14 protein-coding genes are annotated in these 18720 nt (G+C 62.9%); 10 read left to right on the top strand and 4 right to left on the bottom strand.

The genetic code is table 11. From position 1 onward, the window contains the following. A partial coding sequence (locus BM317_RS26565; RefSeq protein ID WP_139236075.1) for a transposase occupies window positions 1-308 on the top strand: 308 nt, incomplete at its 5' end. 60 nt (window positions 309-368) lie between these two features. On the opposite strand, the gene BM317_RS26570 is transcribed toward BM317_RS26565, so the two are convergent. Next, a complete protein-coding gene (locus BM317_RS26570; protein WP_060738204.1) occupies window positions 369-1298 on the bottom strand; it encodes an alpha/beta fold hydrolase in 930 nt (309 codons plus the stop codon). Window positions 1299-1565: 267 nt separating this feature from the next. On the opposite strand from BM317_RS26570, the gene BM317_RS26575 reads away from it, so the two are divergent. Both BM317_RS26575 and BM317_RS26580 read left to right on the top strand, forming a co-directional pair. Beyond that, entirely contained in the window at window positions 1566-2651 is a 1086-nt protein-coding gene (locus BM317_RS26575) for a diguanylate cyclase (protein ID WP_092476870.1), read from the top strand. An 85-nt stretch (window positions 2652-2736) separates the two neighbouring features. Beyond that, window positions 2737-3975 carry a M20/M25/M40 family metallo-hydrolase gene (locus BM317_RS26580; protein ID WP_092476872.1) on the top strand — a complete coding sequence of 413 codons (1239 nt, stop codon included), beginning with the start codon at window positions 2737-2739 and terminating at the stop codon, window positions 3973-3975. 234 nt (window positions 3976-4209) lie between these two features. On the opposite strand, the gene BM317_RS26585 is transcribed toward BM317_RS26580, so the two are convergent. The 3 genes from BM317_RS26585 to xthA all read right to left on the bottom strand — a co-directional run bounded on the left by BM317_RS26585 (window position 4210) and on the right by xthA (window position 7266). After that, window positions 4210-4542: a DUF6124 family protein gene (locus tag BM317_RS26585; protein ID WP_092176672.1), complete on the bottom strand. Its 333-nt coding sequence runs from the start codon at window positions 4540-4542 to the stop codon at window positions 4210-4212. A 382-nt stretch (window positions 4543-4924) separates the two neighbouring features. Next, window positions 4925-6259 carry a substrate-binding domain-containing protein gene (locus tag BM317_RS26590; protein ID WP_092176677.1) on the bottom strand — a complete coding sequence of 445 codons (1335 nt, stop codon included), beginning with the start codon at window positions 6257-6259 and terminating at the stop codon, window positions 4925-4927. A gap of 194 nt (window positions 6260-6453) precedes the next feature. Next, window positions 6454-7266, bottom strand: coding sequence for an exodeoxyribonuclease III (gene xthA, locus BM317_RS26595; protein WP_092175732.1), 813 nt, complete (start codon window positions 7264-7266; stop codon window positions 6454-6456). A 177-nt stretch (window positions 7267-7443) separates the two neighbouring features. Between xthA and BM317_RS26600 the strand changes: the two genes are divergently transcribed. The 7 genes from BM317_RS26600 (at window position 7444) to BM317_RS26630 (ending at window position 18664) form a co-directional block, all read left to right on the top strand. Continuing rightward, entirely contained in the window at window positions 7444-8088 is a 645-nt protein-coding gene (locus tag BM317_RS26600; RefSeq protein ID WP_092175736.1) for a GNAT family N-acetyltransferase, read from the top strand. Between the two features lie 65 nt (window positions 8089-8153). Next, window positions 8154-9881, top strand: coding sequence for an autotransporter assembly complex protein TamA (locus BM317_RS26605; protein ID WP_218190561.1), 1728 nt, complete (start codon window positions 8154-8156; stop codon window positions 9879-9881). Next, the gene (locus BM317_RS26610; protein WP_092476876.1) at window positions 9878-13564 is read left to right on the top strand and encodes a translocation/assembly module TamB domain-containing protein; all 3687 of its coding nucleotides are present in this window, start codon (window positions 9878-9880) and stop codon (window positions 13562-13564) included. Before BM317_RS26605 ends, BM317_RS26610 begins: the two co-directional genes overlap by 4 nt. 223 nt (window positions 13565-13787) lie before the next feature. Then, on the top strand, window positions 13788-14261 hold the full coding sequence (locus BM317_RS26615; protein ID WP_072405232.1) for a MarR family winged helix-turn-helix transcriptional regulator: 474 nt from the start codon (window positions 13788-13790) through the stop codon (window positions 14259-14261). Continuing rightward, entirely contained in the window at window positions 14258-15727 is a 1470-nt protein-coding gene (locus BM317_RS26620; protein ID WP_092175750.1) for an efflux transporter outer membrane subunit, read from the top strand. Before BM317_RS26615 ends, BM317_RS26620 begins: the two co-directional genes overlap by 4 nt. A gap of 15 nt (window positions 15728-15742) precedes the next feature. After that, the gene (locus BM317_RS26625; protein ID WP_092476878.1) at window positions 15743-16942 is read left to right on the top strand and encodes an HlyD/EmrA/EmrK family protein; all 1200 of its coding nucleotides are present in this window, start codon (window positions 15743-15745) and stop codon (window positions 16940-16942) included. Window positions 16943-17134: 192 nt separating this feature from the next. Continuing rightward, entirely contained in the window at window positions 17135-18664 is a 1530-nt protein-coding gene (locus BM317_RS26630) for a DHA2 family efflux MFS transporter permease subunit (protein WP_092175758.1), read from the top strand. Window positions 18665-18720: the final 56 nt, after the last annotated feature.

Genomic DNA, 18720 nt, shown 5'->3' on the forward strand with positions numbered 1-18720 from the left:
AGCGTGGGGATTTCAGAAATGCCGATGCCTTCATCGCTTTTCTGGGCCTAGACCTGCGTATATCGGACTCAGGGAAAAAGAAGGGACGCCGCTGCCTGTCTAAGCGAGGTGACCCAGAGGCCCGTCGATTGATGCATAACGCCGCGATGTCGGCGAGGCGCACAGCGGCATGGAAGGGTTTTTATGAGGCACTAAGGGCCCGGGGGCTCAGCACAACCGAAGCATTAGTGGCACTGGCCCGCAAGCTTGCCCGAGTGGTATTCGCCCTGCTGAAGAACCAGAGCGAATACTTACCGAAAGGCATTTAGGGGGTAGCCCTGCACCATAGAATCTCCCACCTTGGGTTCATGTTGTTTTATACATCGCCGTTACTGCCCCAACCCCTTGAGAAAACCACGGTACAGCGCAGCGGTTTTCCCCGGTTGCTCGATCATCGGCAAGTGGCCGATCCCGTCCCAGATTTCCACGCGCAAGTCCGCGATGCCCTTGCTCCACACCGGCACGCTGCTGACATCGATCACCCGGTCCTGGCGGCCCCAGAGCAGCAGCGAAGGGGCGCGAATGTCGGTCAGGTGGGGCTCCATCGACGGGCTGGCGCGAAAGTCGGCGTAGATCTCCGCCAGTTCTTCGCGGTGTTGTACATAACGCTCGGCCACAGCCGCCATCACCATGCCCGGTACCCACGGCGGCGAGGCCATGGTCATGGCATAGAACGGCATGAACTCCTCCTGCGAATGCACCAGGGACGGGTTACGACCGGCGGCCAGTTGGCGGTCCATGTCGCTGGGCTGGGGGGAGGTGACGCCGGCCGGATTGAGCAGCGCCAGGGTCAGCACGCGGTCAGGCGAAGTGGCCGCCAGCCACGCGGCGAGATGGCCCCCCATGGAATTGCCGATCACATGGACCTTGTCCAGGCCGCAGGCGTCGAGCAACTCGATGATCCGCCGGGCCTGGGTCGGGATGTCGTAGCCGCCGCCGGCCTTGAAGCCGGTTTCGCCATGGCCGGGAAGGTCAGGGATCACCACCCGGTAATCACCGACAAAATGCCGGGCAACACGCAACCAGAGGTTCTTGTCGCCGCTGTAGCCGTGCAGCATCAGGATGCTGGCGGACGCTTCATAAGGCCCGCCCTGCCAGGTCGACACGGTCATTTCGCTGATGGGCACGGTGATTTTGCGTAACCGGTAAAGGCGTGCCTCCAAGGCCATGCTCATGTCGTAGATCACATGGCCGATGCCGGGATACGTCAACCAGCTCCAGGCGATAAGTACAGCAAGAACTACCCACAACACCAGCATGTTTTGCCCTCCATGGGCTGCGACAGAATGTGTTCAAACGGATCAAGTCGGTAATAAGTGAAGCTTAAATCCGGGACATCGTTACTCTGGGGCCTCCTTTCGAAGGCTTACGGATTTCCTTGTCATGTATAGCCAAAATCCCATCAGAGTCTCGCATTTGAATGTGAATAAATACCCCTGCATCAGTGGTGGCTATTTGATGCCGCCCTGATAGACTCCAGACAACCCCATCCCGATGACTCGGGAACCCGCGGTGCAGAGGCGTCCATGCAAAAACCGGGAAAAAAGGGACTGTCGTTGGCCAGGAGGCTCTATGTATCGCGCACCCTGGGCCTGACGCTGGGGTTGCTGCTGGTCAGCGCCGCGCTTTATCCTCTCGACCCGGCACCCTGGGTCTGGGGCTTGATGCTGTTCAACGGCCTGCTCTGGCCGCACCTGTCTTATTGGTGGGCCCGTCGCAGCGCGGTGCCGTACCACGCCGAACACCGCAATCTGCTGATCGATGCCTTTCTCGGCGGCTTCTGGGTCGTGGCGATGCAATTCAACCCGCTGCCCACGGCCGTCACGCTGGCGATGATGGCGATGAACAACGTCGCCCTTGGTGGCCTGCGTTTCCTGCTCGCGGGGGTGATGGCGCAGGCGGCAGGCATCGCCGTGGGCACGGTCATCTTCCCGCTGACCAGCGTGCCCATGACCAGCCCGGCGCAGATCTACGCGTGTCTGCCACTGCTGTGCCTGTATCCGATGGCTCTGGGTTGGATCTGCTTTCGCCAGGCCTACACCCTGGGCCGGCAAAAACGTGAATTGCTGGCCCTGAGTCGTACCGACAGCCTGACCGGGTTGCTGAACCATGGCGCCTGGAAAGATCGTCTCAACGAGGAATTCCAGCGTTGCGTGCGCCAACCTGCGGACGGGACGCCCCGTGGCGCGATTGCATTGATCGACATCGACCATTTCAAGGTCGTCAATGACACCTACGGCCACGGGGCTGGCGACATCGTGCTGCGTCAGCTCGGCAAGCTGCTCAGGCAGAACCTGCGTACCGCCGACGTTGTCGGGCGTTATGGTGGTGACGAGTTTGGCGTGATTTTACCGGACCTGACCCAACACAACGCGGTGCAGGCCATGGACGGTTTGCGTGAGCGCTTCGCGACCCTCAGCTACGAGCGGGACCCGGCGCTGAAGGTGAGCCTGAGTATTGGCGTCGCGATCTTCAATCCTGCTTATGCCGACGCGACCCTCTGGCTCAACGATGCAGACCAGGCGCTGTACGAAGCCAAGACCAGCGGGCGTAACCGGGTCATTTGCCACCGTCATCGACCGGTGTTGGAAGCGTCGGCCGTTTCTGTCTGAGATGGCCTCTTGCTGCCTGGAGCCTTGGTTCATTGTCGGGTAGGGTGCCCATGGCACTCTCTCGATACGGAACAAGGATGAAATCATGACGATGACCGCTGTTCGCTCCCGTCTGGCCGTCAGCCTCGGCCTGAGCCTGGCCCTTGGCGCCTTCACCTCCATGGCCTTTGCCCAACCCCATCAACAAATCCTGACCGATGCGCAGCAGTACAAGGGCGAGGCCCTGAAGTTGCTGGAGCGGCTGGTGAATATCGACTCCGGTTCCGGGTATGTGCCGGGGCTGACCCAGGTCGGCGACATTGCCATCGACGAACTGAAAAAGTTGGGCGCGACCATTGAGAAGGTGCCGAACTCGGACGGTACCCAGCACATCCTGGCGACCCTCAAGGGCACCGGTAAGGCAAAAATCCTGCTGATGGCCCACATGGACACGGTGTTCAAGGAGGGCTCGGCCGCCGAACGCCCGTTCCATATCAAGGATGGCCGTGCCTACGGGCCGGGAGTGATGGACGACAAGGGCGGCATCGTCGCGGGGATCTACGCCTTGAAGGTGCTCAAGAACCTGGACTTCAAGAACTACGCGCAGATTACTTTCCTGCTCGACGCCAGCGAAGAAACCGGCTCGGACGCCGCCACCGACCTGATCAAGAAAACCGCCAAGGCCCATGACGTGACCCTCAACCTCGAACCGGGTCGCCCGGCCGACGGCCTGGTGGTCTGGCGCAAGGGCAGTGCCACGGCGCTGGTGGAGGTCAAGGGCAAAGCGTCCCACGCCGGCGTCGCGCCGGAACTGGGGCGCAATGCGGCGATGGAAGCCGCGCACCAGATCTTGCAACTGGGCAAGCTCGGCGACGCGGAAAAGAAAACCACCATCAACTTCACGGTGATCAACGCTGGTGACCGGACCAACGTGATTCCCGACCAGGCGAGCGCCAAGGCTGACGTTCGGGCGGCGGTGCCGGAAGAATTCGACCGCATCGAAAAAGACCTGGCACGGGTCTCGCAGGACAAGCTGATCGCCGACACTGAAGTCACCACCAGTCTCAAGCGCGGCCTGCCACCGATGCCCCAGACGGCGGAGTCGGACCGGTTGATGGCCATGGCCCAAGGCATCTATGGCGAACTGGGGCGCAAACTCACCGAGGAAGGCAGCGGCGGCGCGGCGGATGCCAGCCTCTCGGCCGGTGTCGGCACGCCGACGCTGGATGGCTTTGGCATCGTTGGCGGCAACATTCATACGCCGGAGGAATATGCGGAAGTCGAGAGCGTGGTGCCGCGGATTTACCTGTTGTCGCGGATGATCATGGAGTTGGCTAATCGATAGCATTCAGCCCTGCAAACAACCTGCGGCAAGGACAAACTCCTGTGGCGAGGGGATTTATCCCCGTTGGGCTGCGCAGCAGCCCCACACCAGACACCACGGAAAAACAGATGAACCGCGCAAGCCGGATTACGACTGCTGCGCAGCCGAGCGGGGATAAATCCCCTCGCCACAAAACCTCGTTTCGCATTGGCCTCTGGAATGTTACCCAGAGGCCAATTTCGTTCGGTGAATCGGTTAGCGCGCGTCGACGTCGTCCGGCGCGCGGTTTGCCAGCTGTCCACTCAATTCGATCAATTGCTGGATGCCCAGGGCAATATGGCGCCTCGAGCCTTCCAGGTCGAAGGCCAGGTCGCCGAGCATGGCGTTGGCCGAGGCCAGGGTTTCGCTGAGGTTGGCGAGTAGGGATTCGGTGTCGACACCGTTGATGACAGTGAAGAGTTGGCCGGGATCAGCCTCGGCTTTGGTGGTCTTGGGCTTGAGGTAGTAGTCGAGGACGCGGTCGGCGGCTTTGTCGAACGCTTTTGATGTGGGATCGGTATCCGATGGATTCGGTGTTGGTTTGAACATGGATGAAACTCCTTGGTAATTGGAGCCGCAACCTTTTGCTACCAAACATTAGGTGGCGGCTACACGCAGGTTGGTAGACCGGGTACCAAGGCAAACCCAGCGCGCCACAAGGGCGCCCCGCGCACAGCCGCCATAATAAATGCCGGAGCTGTGCGCCTTAGTTTTACCCGGGCTACCAAACCCGATCGCTGATTTTCAGCGACTGGAGAACAGTAAAGCCCGGTCCTAAGGCGCACAAGCCGGCGGATTCTGGCGTAGTTATAGGCAATGGCGCAAGGCGACGGAGCTTGGTCCTACGCCGAAGCCAGCGCGATAAACGCTGAGCTTTTGTGGCAGCGGGAGCAAGCTCCCTCGCCACGGTGGTTTGCGCCGCTTGACGGGTTCAGTACACCCAGACCTCCACCCGCCGATTCCGAACCCTGCCTTCATCCTCGCTATTGGCCGCCACCGGCATCAAGGCGCCGAACCCTCGCACTTCCCGCAACGCCACGCCGTATTTGACCAGTTCACGGCGCACCGCCATGGCCCGCAGTTTGGACAGCAGGTCGGCCCGCGCCGGGTCGTCCTTGGCGTCGCCAAAACCTACCAGGGTCACGCGTCGGTCGGCTTTGCCGTGCTGCTTTATATAGTCGAGCACGCGGCTCAGGTCCTGGTGGGCCTTGTTGTCCAGGCTGGCGCTGCCTTCTTCGAAGCGGAAATTGACGGTCAAGCGTTGGGCGTGGCGGCTCAAGGCCTGGTAACCCTCGGGCATCAATGCATTGGGTGTGACGGCCATGGCCTGGACGGTCTGGGCGATAAAACCGTTGGCCGCGACGATGGCCTGGCCTTTGTCACTTTGGGTGAACTCGACCAGTGCCGTGGCCCACGGGTTGGTGCCCCAGGGGGGCAAATAGAAGAACAGGCGCCGGGAGAGTGGGTAGTCTTCGGTGGCGATCAGGTGGTTGAGCGGCAGCATGGGTTGGGAAGCGCCGTCGACAATGGCCAGCGCCTTGGCCTGGCGCACGTAGGGCAAACCGATGAAGCCGATGCCTTGCGGGTCCTGGCTGACAGCGTCGGACAACTGTTCGCTCGACTCGAAGCGCCGAGCGGCAGGATCCAGCCGTTTTCCCTGTCGGCTGAGGACCAGTTCCTTGAAGGTGTCGTAGGTGCCGGACTGTTCATCCCGGGCATACAAATGAATCGGCCCGCCCGTTCCGCCGACGGCCTCCCAGGTTTTTGCCTCGCCGCTGAATATCCGCGCCAGTTGCACGGTATCGAGTTGGTGCAGCGGGTTGGAGGAATGAAGGATGATCGCCAGGCCATCAATGGCGATGACCTGCTCGGCGGCAGGACTTTTCAGGTCGCCCAGGGACGACAATTCCTTCAGTTCACTGTCCTTGATCGGCCGGGAAGAGGCCGCCAGGTCGGCGCTGGCCTGCTTGAGGGCGGCGAAACCGGTGCTGGAGCCGTGGGCCGCGATGTCGACTTCCACCCGTCGGCCATCGGCGGTCTGGCCAACGATACGTTGCTCGTTGTCGCGCCCGGTGATTTCGCTGCTGACCCTGAGCAGGCCCTGATCTTCCATCAACCCTCTGACCAGGGCCGGCCCCAGCGCCGCGCCGATGGTATTGGAGCCCTGGAGGCGCAAGACTGGGCCCTGTTGGGGAATGGGCAAATTGCCGGCCCATGCCACGAACGGTAGCCAGAGGCCCATGAAAACCACAACACACAGCCGCATGCCGGCACCTTCTGAACCCGAGGAAGTGCCGGAAGATTAAGTCAGTCAGGTTACTGAAAGGTGACGGGGGTACGACGGAGCACCGAAATCCAATGTGGGAGCGAGCTTGCTCGCGATGGCGGCAGCACATTCAAGATCAAATGTGACAGCTGGATCGCTATCGCGAGCAAGCTCGCTCCCACAGGGGGACGCGATCAGCTCAATTGCAACCAGATCGGCGCGTGGTCCGACGGTTTTTCCATGCCCCGCAGCTCATAGTCCACGCCAGCGTCCTTGACCCGCGGCAGCAGGCCGTGGGAGGTGAGGATCAGGTCGATGCGCAGGCCGCGCTTGGGCTCGTCCTCGAAACCGCGGCTGCGGTAGTCGAACCAACTGAAACGGTCGGTGACGTCCGGGTTCAGGTGGCGGAAGCTGTCCACCAGGCCCCAGTTCTTCAGGCGGGCCATCCATTCGCGCTCTTCCGGCAAGAAGCTGCATTTGCCGGTTTTCAGCCAGCGCTTCATGTTGTCCGGGCCGATGCCGATGTCGCAGTCTTCCGGGGAAATGTTCACGTCGCCCATCACCACCACCGGCTGGTCGTTGCTGAAGCGGCTTTCCAGCAGTTGCTGCAAATCGCTGTAGAATCGCTCCTTGGCCGGGAATTTGGTCGGATGGTCACGGCTTTCACCCTGGGGGAAGTAACCGTTCATGATGGTCACCGGTACGCCGTTGGCATCGGCGAAGGTGCCCCAGATGAAGCGCCGCTGGGCGTCCTCGTCGTCACTTTCGAAGCCTTTGTACAGGCTCAGCGGCGCCTGGCGGGAGAGCAGGGCGACGCCGTAGTGGCCTTTTTGCCCGTGGTAATGCACGTGGTAACCCAGGGCCTGCACCTCGGCCAGGGGGAATTGTTCGTCGTGAACCTTGGTTTCCTGCAGCCCGATCACATCCGGCTGGTGCTTCTCGATCAGCGCCGCCAGCTGATGGGGGCGGGCGCGCAGCCCGTTGATGTTGAAGGAGACGATCTTCATGGTCGGCTGTCCTAGCAAAACTGCGATGCTAGCTGACATGTGGGAAGGGAGCCAGCGTGGCAGTAGGACAAATGCGCTGCTAATGTCCTGTGGGTGTAGGAACGATCGTAACCCAATCGGGTTCGTACTCAATAAGAGCAGGGCCCCATCGAGCCTCGCCCCAGGAGATCTACCGTCATGCCTGAAACCGCCATCGCCGACGTCCATATGCTCGACAGTGGTTATTCCCGCGAAGCCCGTTCGTTGCTGTACCAGGCCTATCGCCATGAGCCTACCTTCAGCTACCTGTTCGAATCCGAGCGTCCCGGTTATGAACAGCGGGTCCGGGCCACGGTGCGTGAGCTGGTCAAGCAGCATTTTCTCCAGGACCTGCCGGCCATCGGCCTGCTGGTCAACGACCGCCTGATTGGCATCGCGCTGATCGCCCCGCCGCAGCGGCGCCTGGGCATCACCGAAAGCTGGGCCTGGCGCCTGCGCATGGTCTTGAGCACCGGTTTTCGCTGCACCCGGCGCTATCTGGAGTACCACGCGGCGGTGCTGGCCTGCCTGCCGTCGGATGCGGTCCATGTATTGCCGCTGCTGGGGGTGCACCCACAGTTCCAGGGCAAGCATTTCGGCGAGCAGTTGCTCGAGGCGGTCCATAACTGGTGTGCGGTGGACGAGCATTCCCAAGGGGTGGTGCTGGACACCGGCAACCCGCGCTACCTTGAGTTCTATAAACGCCAGGGATACGAGGAAATCGGTGAAGTCGCGGTAGGACCGATCCGCGAGCATGTGTTCTTCCACGCCAACCCGCAGATTCTGCAAAGCGCAACGGCATAGTCGGGCGAACTTTTAGGAAATGTCCGGCTCTATCAAGCACCTACGCTCGTGATAGCATCCGCGCCATGAATCTCCCAGGAAGAATGACCGGTGGCGCGCTCTTGCTGTCCTTCAGCTGCGCGGCACTGGCAAACAGTGAATTGGAAGTACGCGTCCAGCCGTCCAATGATGAACTCAAGGCCAACGTCGAAGGTTACATCGGTGGCGTGGGGGACCGTGACGAGGAAGCCTTGCTGCGCTTCAGTCGCGGCGCCGAGGAACAGGCGCGCAAGGCCGCCCAGGCGCTGGGCTACTACCAGCCGCAGATCGACAGCGAGGTCAAGGGCGGCAAGGATCCACGGCTGGTGCTGACCATCGACCCCGGCGAGCCGGTGCACCTGCGCAACGTCACGGTGCGCATCGATGGGCCGGCGGCTTCGCTCAAGGCTTTTCGCGTGCCCGGCAATGCCGCGCTGAAGCCCGGCGCGGTACTCAACCATGGTCGCTATGAAGACGCTAAACGGGTGATCCAGAACCAGGCCTCGCGCTACGGTTATTTCAGCGGTCGTTTCACCCAGCAGAAACTCCTGGTGGACCCCCAGGCGGGCATCGCCGATATCGAACTGGTCTACGACAGCGGCCCGCGCTATGCCTTGGGCCCGGTGAGCTTCGAGGGCGACACGCCATTCGACGAAGACCTGCTGCAACGCATGGTGCCGTTCAAGGCCGGCACGGCGTACGACTCCGAGCTGATTGCCGAACTCAACCAGGCCTTGCAATCGAGCGGCTATTTCGAAGGCGTTCGGGTGGATGCGGCCCCCACCGCCGCCACCAACAATGTCATTCCGGTGGCGGTCAAGCTCGATACGCGCAAGCCGCGCACCATGGGCCTTGGCCTGGGCTTTTCTACTGATGTCGGCCCCCGGGCCAAAGCCAACTGGACGCGCCACTGGGTCAACCCCCAGGGCCACAGCTATGGCTGGGAAGCGGAAGTGTCGGCGCCCCGGCAAAACGTCGGCCTGTGGTACGACGTGCCGCTGGACCCGCCGCTGACCGACAAGATGCGCTACGCCGGCGGTTATCAATATGAAGAACTGGCCGGCACTGACAGCCTCAGCAAACTGCTTACCGTGGGCCCGGAATGGCACAGCAAGTTGCCCAGCGGCTGGCAGCGGGTGGTGTCGCTCAAGTGGCAGCGCGAGGAGTACCGCCTCGGCGACGATGCTGGCCTGAGCACGCTGTTGATGCCGGGCGTGAGCTATTCCTATCTGCGCAGCGACAACCGCATCGACCCGCACAACGGCTACCGTTTGCAGTTCGACACCAAGGTCGCCAAGGAAGGGCTGGGTTCGGACAATAACCTTGTATACGGTACCGCCATGGTCAAGGGCCTGACCACGGTGTTCGACAAGCATCGCTTGCTGGCGCGGGCGCAAATCGGCGGCAGCGCCACCAATGGCTACAAATCCATTCCGCCATCCCTGCGCTTTTTCGCCGGTGGCGATCAGAGCGTGCGGGGTTATGACTACCAGAGCCTGTCGCCGGAAAACTCCGAGGGCGACCGTATCGGTGGTCGCTACATGGTCGCCGGCAGCCTCGAGTATCAGTATTCCATCGCGGAAAAATGGCGAGTGGCGACGTTCATCGACCAGGGCAACTCCTTCAACAGCCTTGAGCTGCCTAGCCTGAAGACCGGCGTGGGGGTCGGCGTGCGCTGGGTGTCGCCGGTGGGGCCGATCCGCCTCGACCTGGCCCATGCGATGGACGATGAAGGCGGTATTCGATTGCACTTTTCCATGGGGCCTGAGCTGTGAAGCGTGGTGTGAAGATAACGCTACTGGCCCTCGTTGGGGGGCTGCTGGCGGTCGTGCTGGCCTTGAGCACGGTGCTGGGCACGGCATTTGGCAGCCGCTGGGCCCTCGACCTGGTGCCGGGGCTGGCCGTGGAGAATTTCCAGGGGCGGCTGGGCGGGCAGTGGAGCGCCGATCACCTGCTGTGGCAGCAGGGCGACAGTCGGGTGGCGATGGATCGAGTGATATTCGCCTGGTCGCCGTTGTGCCTGGCGCGCATGACCCTGTGCATCGAACAGCTCAAGGCCGACCAGGTCGCCTTGCAATTGCCTGCCTCCGCCGATGAGCCGAGCAGCGGCCCGATCAGCTTGCCGGACCTGGACTTGCCGCTCGCGATCGAATTGGGCGATGTGCAAGTCGGCAGCCTGTCGTTCAACGGCAGCGAGCAACTCAAGGGCCTGCAATTGGCCGCCCATTGGACCGCCGAGGGCCTGCAGATCGACTCGGTGCAGTTGCAGCGCGATGAGCTGGGTCTGAAACTGTCCGGCCTGCTCAAGCCCGGCGGCGACTGGCCGTTGAATGCCGAAGGCCGGTTGACCTTGCCAGCACCGGGCGCCACGCCTTGGGCCCTGGACCTGAAAGTCGACGGCAACCTGCTCAAGACCCTCAACCTCAAGGCCGACAGTAGCGGCTACCTGCAAGGCCAGTTGACCGGTGAGCTGCAACCGCTGGCGGACAACCTGCCCGCCAAGGTGCGTATCACCGCCGACGGTTTCAAGGCCAGCGCCGAGCTGCCGGACACGCTGTTGCTCAATCAGTTGGAATTGACCGGCGAAGGCGATCTGAAAAATGGCTATCAATTGCTTGGCAAGGCGACGTTGCCCGCCGAAAAAGGGCCAGTGGCATTGCTGCTGCAAGGCACCGTGGACGCCAATGGCGCACGGATCGCCGGCCTGGATCTGGACGCCGGCAATCAGCAAAGCCTGAAACTCAGCGGGCAAGTGGACTGGCGCGACGGCTTGAGCGCCGAGGCGAAAGTCGCCTGGCTGGATTTCCCCTGGCATCGCCTGTATCCACTGATCGACGAGCCACAGGTGACATTGCGCAGCTTCAATGGCGAAGTCTCGTACACCGATGGCAACTACCTGGGCAATTTCCAGGCCGCGCTGGACGGCCCCGCCGGGGCGTTCAGCCTGGACAGCCCGTTCAGCGGCAACCTGACGCAGATCCATCTGCCGCAACTCAAGCTCGCCGCGGGGCAGGGCAAGGCCGAAGGACACCTGAGCCTGCAATTTGCCGACGGCATTGCCTGGGACACGGCGCTGCAACTGTCGGCCATCAACCCGGCGTACTGGCTCGGCGAGCTGCCCGGAACCCTGGCCGGGCCGTTGCGCAGCAAAGGCGCGATGAAGAACGACCGCCTCGAGCTCGACGCGGACCTGGATCTCAAGGGCAAGCTGCGCGGCCAACCGGCGCTGTTCCAGGCCAAGGCCAGTGGTGCCGGCGAGCAGTGGAACCTCAGCGCGCTGGACATCCGCCTGGGGGATAACCGCATCAACGGCACCGGCAGCCTGCAACAGAAACTCACCGGCCAGATCGACATCAAGCTCGCCCGCCTGGCCCAGCTCTGGCCGCAATTGCGCGGCCAGGTCGTTGGCCGGGTCGATGTCGCCGGCACGCTCAAGGCGCCCCAAGGCAAGCTCGGTCTGCAAGGCACGCAATTGGCGTTGCAGGACAATCGCCTGCAAAGCCTGAACCTGGACGCGACCCTCGACAGCACCCAGCGCGGCAAGCTCGACCTCAAGGCCAGCGGCATCCGCGCCGGCGAAACGTCCCTGGGCGTGCTGACCGTCAGCGGACAGGGCGACATCAATCGGCAAACACTCAACCTGGACTTGCAAGGGCCGCAGCTCGACACGACCCTGGCGCTCGACGGCGCCCTCGACCAGGGCAATTGGCGCGGACGCCTGGCCAGTGGCGAAGTACAGGCCGGCGGGCAAGCCTGGCGCCTGCAAGCCCCGGCGAAACTGGAGCGCCTGACCGATGGCACGCTTAACGTCGGCGCCCATTGCTGGCGTTCCTTTGATGCCAGCCTGTGCGGTGAAGACCAGCGGCTGATGCCGGAGCCGAAGCTGCGCTATCACCTCAAGCAATTCCCCATCGAAAGCCTGGCCCAGTGGATGCCCAAGGATTTTGCCTGGCAGGGTCGGCTCAATGCGGACCTGCAACTGGACCTGCCGGCGAGTGGCCCGAATGGCCGGGTCCTGGTGGACGCCAGTGGCGGTACGTTGCGCATCCGTGACAAGGCCGGGGACAAGGCGCAATGGCTGGACTTCCCCTACCAGACCTTGACGCTCAATAGCCGCCTGACCCCCAAGCGCATCGACACCGACCTGAATTTCGTCGGTGCCAAGCTCGGCGAGCTGATGCTCCAGGCGCAGATCAATCCGCTGCCGGCCAGCAAGCCCTTGAGCGGTTCGTTCCGCCTGACCGGCCTTGACTTGTCCGTGGCCCGGCCGTTCGTGCCGATGGTGGAAACCCTCACCGGTCACCTGAACGGCAGCGGGACGTTGTCGGGTGGTTTGCTCGCGCCCCAGGTCAACGGCAACCTGGTGCTCAGCGACGGCGAAGTCTCCGGCCCGGAACTGCCGATCAGCCTCGAAGCCCTGCAGGTGCGGGCGATGATTGCCGGCGAAACGGTACGGCTCGACGGCGCCTGGAAAAGCGGCAAGCGCGGGCAGGGCAGCCTGACCGGGAACATCGGCTGGGGCGAAGCCCTGACCCTGAACCTGGCCCTCAAGGGCTCCCAACTGCCGGTCACCGTCGAACCGTACGCGGTGCTCGATGTCGCCCCGGACCTGAACATCACGATGCAGGGCGAGCGGCTTTCCATTGCCGGCAAGGTCCTGGTGCCCAAAGGCGAGATCACCGTCCGCGAACTGCCGCCGTCTACCGTCAAGGTGTCGGATGACACGGTGATCGTCGGCCACCAGACCGAGGAGGGCAAGGCGCCGATAGCCATGGCGATGGACATCGACGTGATCGTCGGCCAGGACAAACTCGCGTTCTCGGGTTTCGGCCTGACGGCCAACGTCCAGGGGCAAGTGCACATCGGCGACAACCTGGACACCCGCGGTGAACTGTGGCTCAACGACGGCCGCTATCGGGCCTACGGGCAACGGTTGACGGTGCGTCGGGCCCGGCTGCTGTTCGCCGGGCCCATCGACCAGCCCTACCTGGACATCGAGGCGATTCGCCAGACCGACGACGTGATCGCCGGCATCCGCTTGAGCGGCAGCGCCGAGCAACCGACCACGCAAATCTTCTCGGAGCCGGCCATGAGCCAGGAGCAGGCGTTGTCCTACCTGGTACTGGGCCGGCCGCTGAGCACCACGGGCGAGGACAACAACATGCTCGCCCAGGCGGCGCTGGGCCTGGGGTTGATGGGCAGCTCGGGCGTGACCAGCAGCCTGGCCAATAACCTGGGCATCGACGATTTCCAACTCGACACCCAAGGCAGCGGCAACACCACCAGCGTGGTCGCCAGCGGCAACCTCTCGGAAAAACTCAGCCTGCGCTACGGCGTCGGCGTGTTCGAACCGGCCAACACCATCGCCCTGCGCTACAAGCTCAGCAAGAAGGTTTACCTCGAAGCCGCCAGCGGCGTCGCCAGTTCGCTGGATATCTTCTACAAGCGCGATTTCTGAAGTCCTTCCCAATCATTGTGGGAGCGGGCTTGCTCGCGAATGCGGTGTGTCATTCAACAGATAAGTTGACTGATCTACCGCATTCGCGAGCAAGCCCGCTCCCACAGTTTTGTCTGCATTTTGTCTGCTTGTACGTAGCAAGCTAACTATTTGTTTGACATTTGCTGCCTAAGCAGTAATATCTCGACATACATTCACTGCCTAGGCAGCAAACGGTGCTCAGATGAAGCATTTCACCCCAGACGAATTTCACAATTGCCACCTCGGCATGCTGCTCGGCCGCGCCGCGCTGCTCAAGGACCGGATCATCGACACCCACATGGAGCCCGTCGGTATAACCGCCGCCCAGTTCAAGGTGTTGATCATCATGGCCCAGCACGGCATCGACACACCGGTGGAGCTGTGTCGCTACCTGTCCCTGGACAGCGGCTCGATGACGCGGATGCTCGATCGCCTGGAGCAGAAAGGTTTCCTGGTCCGCCAGCGCTCGGCAGAGGACCGGCGCCAGGTGCAGTTGGTGCTGACCGAAGCCGGCCAGGCCCTCGCTGATCGCCTGCCGTTCATTGGTGCCGACGCCATGAACCAGTTGGCCGGCGCCATCAGCCGCGAGGAGCTGCAAACCCTCGAAGACATCCTCAAGAAAATACTGCTCGCCGCCGGTGATCCCATCACCGTGTTGCGATTGGGGGACAAATGAAACATCAAACCTTGCGTACCCGCTTGAGCCTGGTGCTGTTGGCCATGAGCCTCGCCGGTTGTGCCAGCTACAGCGGCCTGAAGACCGAAGGCGTCAGCCTCGAGGCCAAGAGCCTCCAGGCTGGACAGTCCCTGACCGGGGTCACGCTGTCGCCGGCCGCGTGGCCGAAAAACGACTGGTGGAAAAGCCTCGGTGATCCGCAGCTCGACGGCCTGATCCGTGAAGCCCTGCGCGACAGCCCGGACATGCAGGTCGCCAGCGCCCGGGTCCACCAGGCCAGTGCCGCGGCCTATGCCGCCAACGCGGCGCGCCTGCCGACCCTGGATGCCAGTGGCAGCGTCAGCCGTTCGCGTCTGGCCCGTGACCAGGATCCGCAAGGGCAGGGCGGGGCTTACAGCACCCTGCGTTCGCTGAGCGTGGACTTCAACTACAACTTCGACCTCTGGGGTGGCCAGCGTGCCGCCTGGGAAGCCGCCCTGGGCCAGGCCCGCGCCGCCGAGATCGATCGCCAGGCCGCGCAACTGACCTTGGCCGCCGACGTGGCCCGGGCCTACAGCGACCTGGGCCAGGCCCACATCATTCATGACCTGGCCGCCGAAGACCTCAAGCGCACCCGGCAGATGCTCGACCTGGGCAAGCGCCGCCTCAGCGCCGGTATCGACAGCGAGTACCAGTTCCAGCAGACCGAAAGCCTGGAAGCCAGCGCCGATGCGACCTTGATCGACGCAGAAAAACGCCTGCAAAGCGCCAAGATCGCCCTGGCGGTGCTACTGGGCAAGGGCCCGGATCGCGGCAGTGAAATCGCCCGGCCCAAGGTGCTGCAAGCCAGCGCGGTCGCCTTGCCGTCGAACCTGCCGGCTGAGTTGCTGGGCCGCCGTCCGGACCTGGTCGCGGCGCGCTGGCGGGTCGAGGCGGCCAGCAAGAACATCGAGGCCGGCAAGACCAACTTCTACCCCAACCTCAACCTGAGCGCGGCGGCGGGGGTGCAGTCATTGCTCGGCGATGCGATGTTCGGTTCGCCCAGCCGCTTCTTCAATGTGGCGCCCACCGTGTCGTTGCCGATCTTCGACGGTGGTCGCCTACGGGCGGACCTGGATGCCCGGGACGCCGATTACGACCTGGCGGTGGCGCAGTACAACAAGAGCCTGGTCACGGCCCTTGGCGATGTCAGTGACACCATCAACCAGTTGCGCGACATCGCTCGCCAGATCGGTGCCCAGCAACATGCCACCGACATCGCACAGAACTCTTACGACACCGTGGTCCAGCGCTACGGCTCGGGCATCGGTAATTACCTGGACGTGCTGAGCATCGAGCAGCAATTGCTCCAGGCCCAGCGCCAACTGGCGAACCTGAATGCCGAGCAGATCGATTTGTCGATCCAACTGATGCAGGCCCTGGGCGGTGGTTTCGAAGCCCAGACCCTGGCGGCGGCCACGCCGACCCCTGCCACGCCGACCCACTGATTCGAGGTACTTGTCATGGCGACTGCCGAAACGACTCAATCCGAAAATACACAAGACAGCGGCAACCCACGCAAGCGCAAGGTGATGCTGTTGGCACTGGCGCTGATTGTCATACTCGCGGGCCTGGGCGTGTGGGGCTGGCATGAACTGTATGGCCGCTGGAGCGAAAGCACCGACGATGCCTATGTGAACGGCAACGTGGTGGAGATCACGCCGTTGGTTACCGGCACCGTGGTGAGCATCGGTGCCGATGACGGCGACCTGGTGCGTGAAGGCCAGGTGCTGGTGCAGTTCGACCCGAACGACGCCGAAGTCGGGCTGCAAAGTGCCCAGGCCAACCTGGCCCGGACCGTGCGCCAGGTGCGTGGCTTGTACAGCAACGTCGATGGCATGCGGGCGCAGGTCAATGCCCAAGAGGCCGAAGTGCAGAAGGCCCAGGAAAACTACAGCCGACGCAAGAACCTGGCGGCCGGCGGAGCGATTTCCCAGGAGGAACTGTCCCACGCCCGGGATGACCTGACCTCGGCGCAGAATGCCCTGGCCAATGCCCGGCAACAGCTCAAGACCACCAGCGCCTTGGTGGACGATACCGTGGTGTCGTCCCATCCCGATGTGCAAGCTGCCGCCGCGCAATTGCGCCAGGCCTTCCTGACCAACGCCCGCAGCACCTTGATCGCACCGGTCACCGGCTATGTGGCCAAGCGCACCGTGCAACTGGGCCAACGGGTGCAGTCGGGCACGGCGTTGATGGCAGTGATCCCGCTGGACCAGCTGTGGATCGACGCCAACTTCAAGGAAACCCAATTGCGCGACATGCGCATCGGCCAGCCGGTGGACATCGAAGCCGACCTGTACGGCAGTGATGTGAAGTACAGCGGCACCATCGACAGCCTGGGCGCCGGGACTGGCAGTGCGTTCGCCTTGCTGCCGGCGCAGAACGCCACCGGTAACTGGATCAAGATCGTCCAGCGGGTGCCGGTGCGCATTCATGTCAATGCCGAAGAACTGGCCAAACATCCGCTGCGAGTCGGCCTGTCGACCCAGGTCAGCGTCAACCTGCACGACCAGAGCGGCCCGGTGCTGGCCCAACAGCCACCGCAGAAAGCCTCGTTCAGCACCCAGGTCTATGACCGGCAGTTGGCCGAGGCCGACGCGATGATCACCCGCCTGATCCACGACAACAGTTCCGCGGCGAGCAAGACCGCGCAGCGCTGAGCACTGTCGCAGGCCGGCCTCTGCATCAGCAGGATGGTGCAGAACCCTGTGGGAGCGGGCTTGCTCGCGAATGCGCAGTATCAGTCAACACAGATGTTGAACGTGGAATCGTCTTCGCGAGCAAGCCCGCTCCCACAGGGTTTGTGTCCTGACCTAAACGATTTCGCCACCTCTGTTTCATAGGATTTCGCAATGAGCAATAACGCGTCCTTCACGCCGCCCAGCCTGTTGCTCAGCACTATCGGGCTGTCGCTGGCGACGTTCATGCAAGTGCTCGACACCACCATCGCCAACGTCGCCTTGCCGACCATTTCCGGCAACCTGGGCGTCAGCTCGGAGCAGGGCACCTGGGTGATCACCTCGTTCGCGGTGAGCAACGCCATCGCCCTGCCGCTCACCGGTTGGCTCAGCCGTCGGTTTGGCGAGGTGAAGCTGTTTTTGTGGGCCACGATGCTGTTCGTGCTCGCTTCATTCTTGTGTGGCATTTCCACCTCGATGCCGGAGCTGATTGGCTTTCGGGTACTCCAGGGGCTGGTGGCCGGGCCGTTGTACCCGATGACCCAGACCTTGCTGATTGCCGTCTATCCGCCGGCCAGGCGGGGCATGGCCCTGGCGTTGCTGGCGATGGTCACGGTGGTGGCGCCGATTGCCGGACCGATCCTCGGCGGCTGGATCACCGACAGCTACAGCTGGCCGTGGATCTTCTTCATCAACGTGCCCATCGGCGTCTTCGCGGTGATGGTGGTGCGCCAGCAACTCAAGGCGCGGCCGGTGGTCACCAGCCATCAGCCGATGGATTATGTGGGGTTGATCACGCTGATCATCGGTGTTGGTGCGCTCCAGGTGATTCTCGACAAGGGCAACGACCTGGACTGGTTCGAGTCGAACTTCATCATCATGGGCGCTGTGATTTCGGTCATTGCCCTGGCGGTGTTCGTGATCTGGGAGATGACCGACCGGCATCCGGTGGTCAATCTTCGGCTCTTCGCCTATCGCAACTTTCGCATCGGTACCATCGTGTTGGTGGGGGGCTACGCAGGGTTCTTCGGCATCAACCTGATCCTGCCGCAGTGGTTGCAGACCCAGATGGGCTACACCGCGACCTGGGCCGGATTGGCGGTGGCACCCATCGGTATCCTGCCGGTGTTGATGTCGCCCTTCGTCGGCAAGTATGCCCACAAGTTCGACCTGCGCTTGCTGGCGGGCCTGGCGTTCCTGGCCATCGGCCTGAGCTGTTTCATGCGCGCCGGGTTCACCAACGAGGTGGATTTCCAGCACATTGCCTTGGTGCAGTTGTTCATGGGCATCGGCGTGGCGCTGTTCTTCATGCCGACCCTGAGCATCCTGATGTCCGACCTGCCGCCCCACCAGATCGCCGACGGTGCAGGGCTGGCGACATTCCTGCGGACCCTGGGCGGCAGCTTTGCCGCATCGTTGACCACCTGGATCTGGATCCGTCGGGCCGACCAGCACCATGCCTACCTGAGCGAAAGCATCAGCACCTTCGAGCCCGCCACCCGTGAAGCGCTCAACCAGCTCGGCGGTGCCAGCACACCGGCCTATGCCCAGCTCGACCAGATTCTCAACAGCCAGGCGTACATGCTCTCCACCGTGGATTACTTCACGCTGCTGGGGTGGGCGTTCATGGGGTTGATCCTGCTGGTTTGGCTGGCCAAACCGCCGTTCGCGGCGAAGGCGGGGCCGGCGTCGGCGGGGCACTGATCCAAAGGTCAATACAATTCAATGTGGGAGCGAGCTTGCTCGCGATGGCGGCCTGA

Origin of the sequence: Pseudomonas sp. NFACC24-1, from assembly GCF_900115235.1 — a bacterium.
GTDB lineage: Bacteria > Pseudomonadota > Gammaproteobacteria > Pseudomonadales > Pseudomonadaceae > Aquipseudomonas > Aquipseudomonas fluorescens_AA.

Excerpts from the sequence above, each read along its gene's own strand:
- BM317_RS26570 (WP_060738204.1), bottom strand. The coding sequence starts at position 1,298 with ATGCTGGTGTTGTGGGTAGTTCTTGCTGTACTTATCGCCTGGAGCTGG.
- BM317_RS26575 (WP_092476870.1), top strand. The coding sequence starts at position 1,566 with ATGCAAAAACCGGGAAAAAAGGGACTGTCGTTGGCCAGGAGGCTCTAT.
- BM317_RS26580 (WP_092476872.1), top strand. The coding sequence starts at position 2,737 with ATGACGATGACCGCTGTTCGCTCCCGTCTGGCCGTCAGCCTCGGCCTG.
- BM317_RS26585 (WP_092176672.1), bottom strand. The coding sequence starts at position 4,542 with ATGTTCAAACCAACACCGAATCCATCGGATACCGATCCCACATCAAAA.
- BM317_RS26590 (WP_092176677.1), bottom strand. The coding sequence starts at position 6,259 with ATGCGGCTGTGTGTTGTGGTTTTCATGGGCCTCTGGCTACCGTTCGTG.
- xthA (WP_092175732.1), bottom strand. The coding sequence starts at position 7,266 with ATGAAGATCGTCTCCTTCAACATCAACGGGCTGCGCGCCCGCCCCCAT.
- BM317_RS26600 (WP_092175736.1), top strand. The coding sequence starts at position 7,444 with ATGCCTGAAACCGCCATCGCCGACGTCCATATGCTCGACAGTGGTTAT.
- BM317_RS26605 (WP_218190561.1), top strand. The coding sequence starts at position 8,154 with ATGAATCTCCCAGGAAGAATGACCGGTGGCGCGCTCTTGCTGTCCTTC.
- BM317_RS26615 (WP_072405232.1), top strand. The coding sequence starts at position 13,788 with ATGAAGCATTTCACCCCAGACGAATTTCACAATTGCCACCTCGGCATG.
- BM317_RS26620 (WP_092175750.1), top strand. The coding sequence starts at position 14,258 with ATGAAACATCAAACCTTGCGTACCCGCTTGAGCCTGGTGCTGTTGGCC.
- BM317_RS26625 (WP_092476878.1), top strand. The coding sequence starts at position 15,743 with ATGGCGACTGCCGAAACGACTCAATCCGAAAATACACAAGACAGCGGC.
- BM317_RS26630 (WP_092175758.1), top strand. The coding sequence starts at position 17,135 with ATGAGCAATAACGCGTCCTTCACGCCGCCCAGCCTGTTGCTCAGCACT.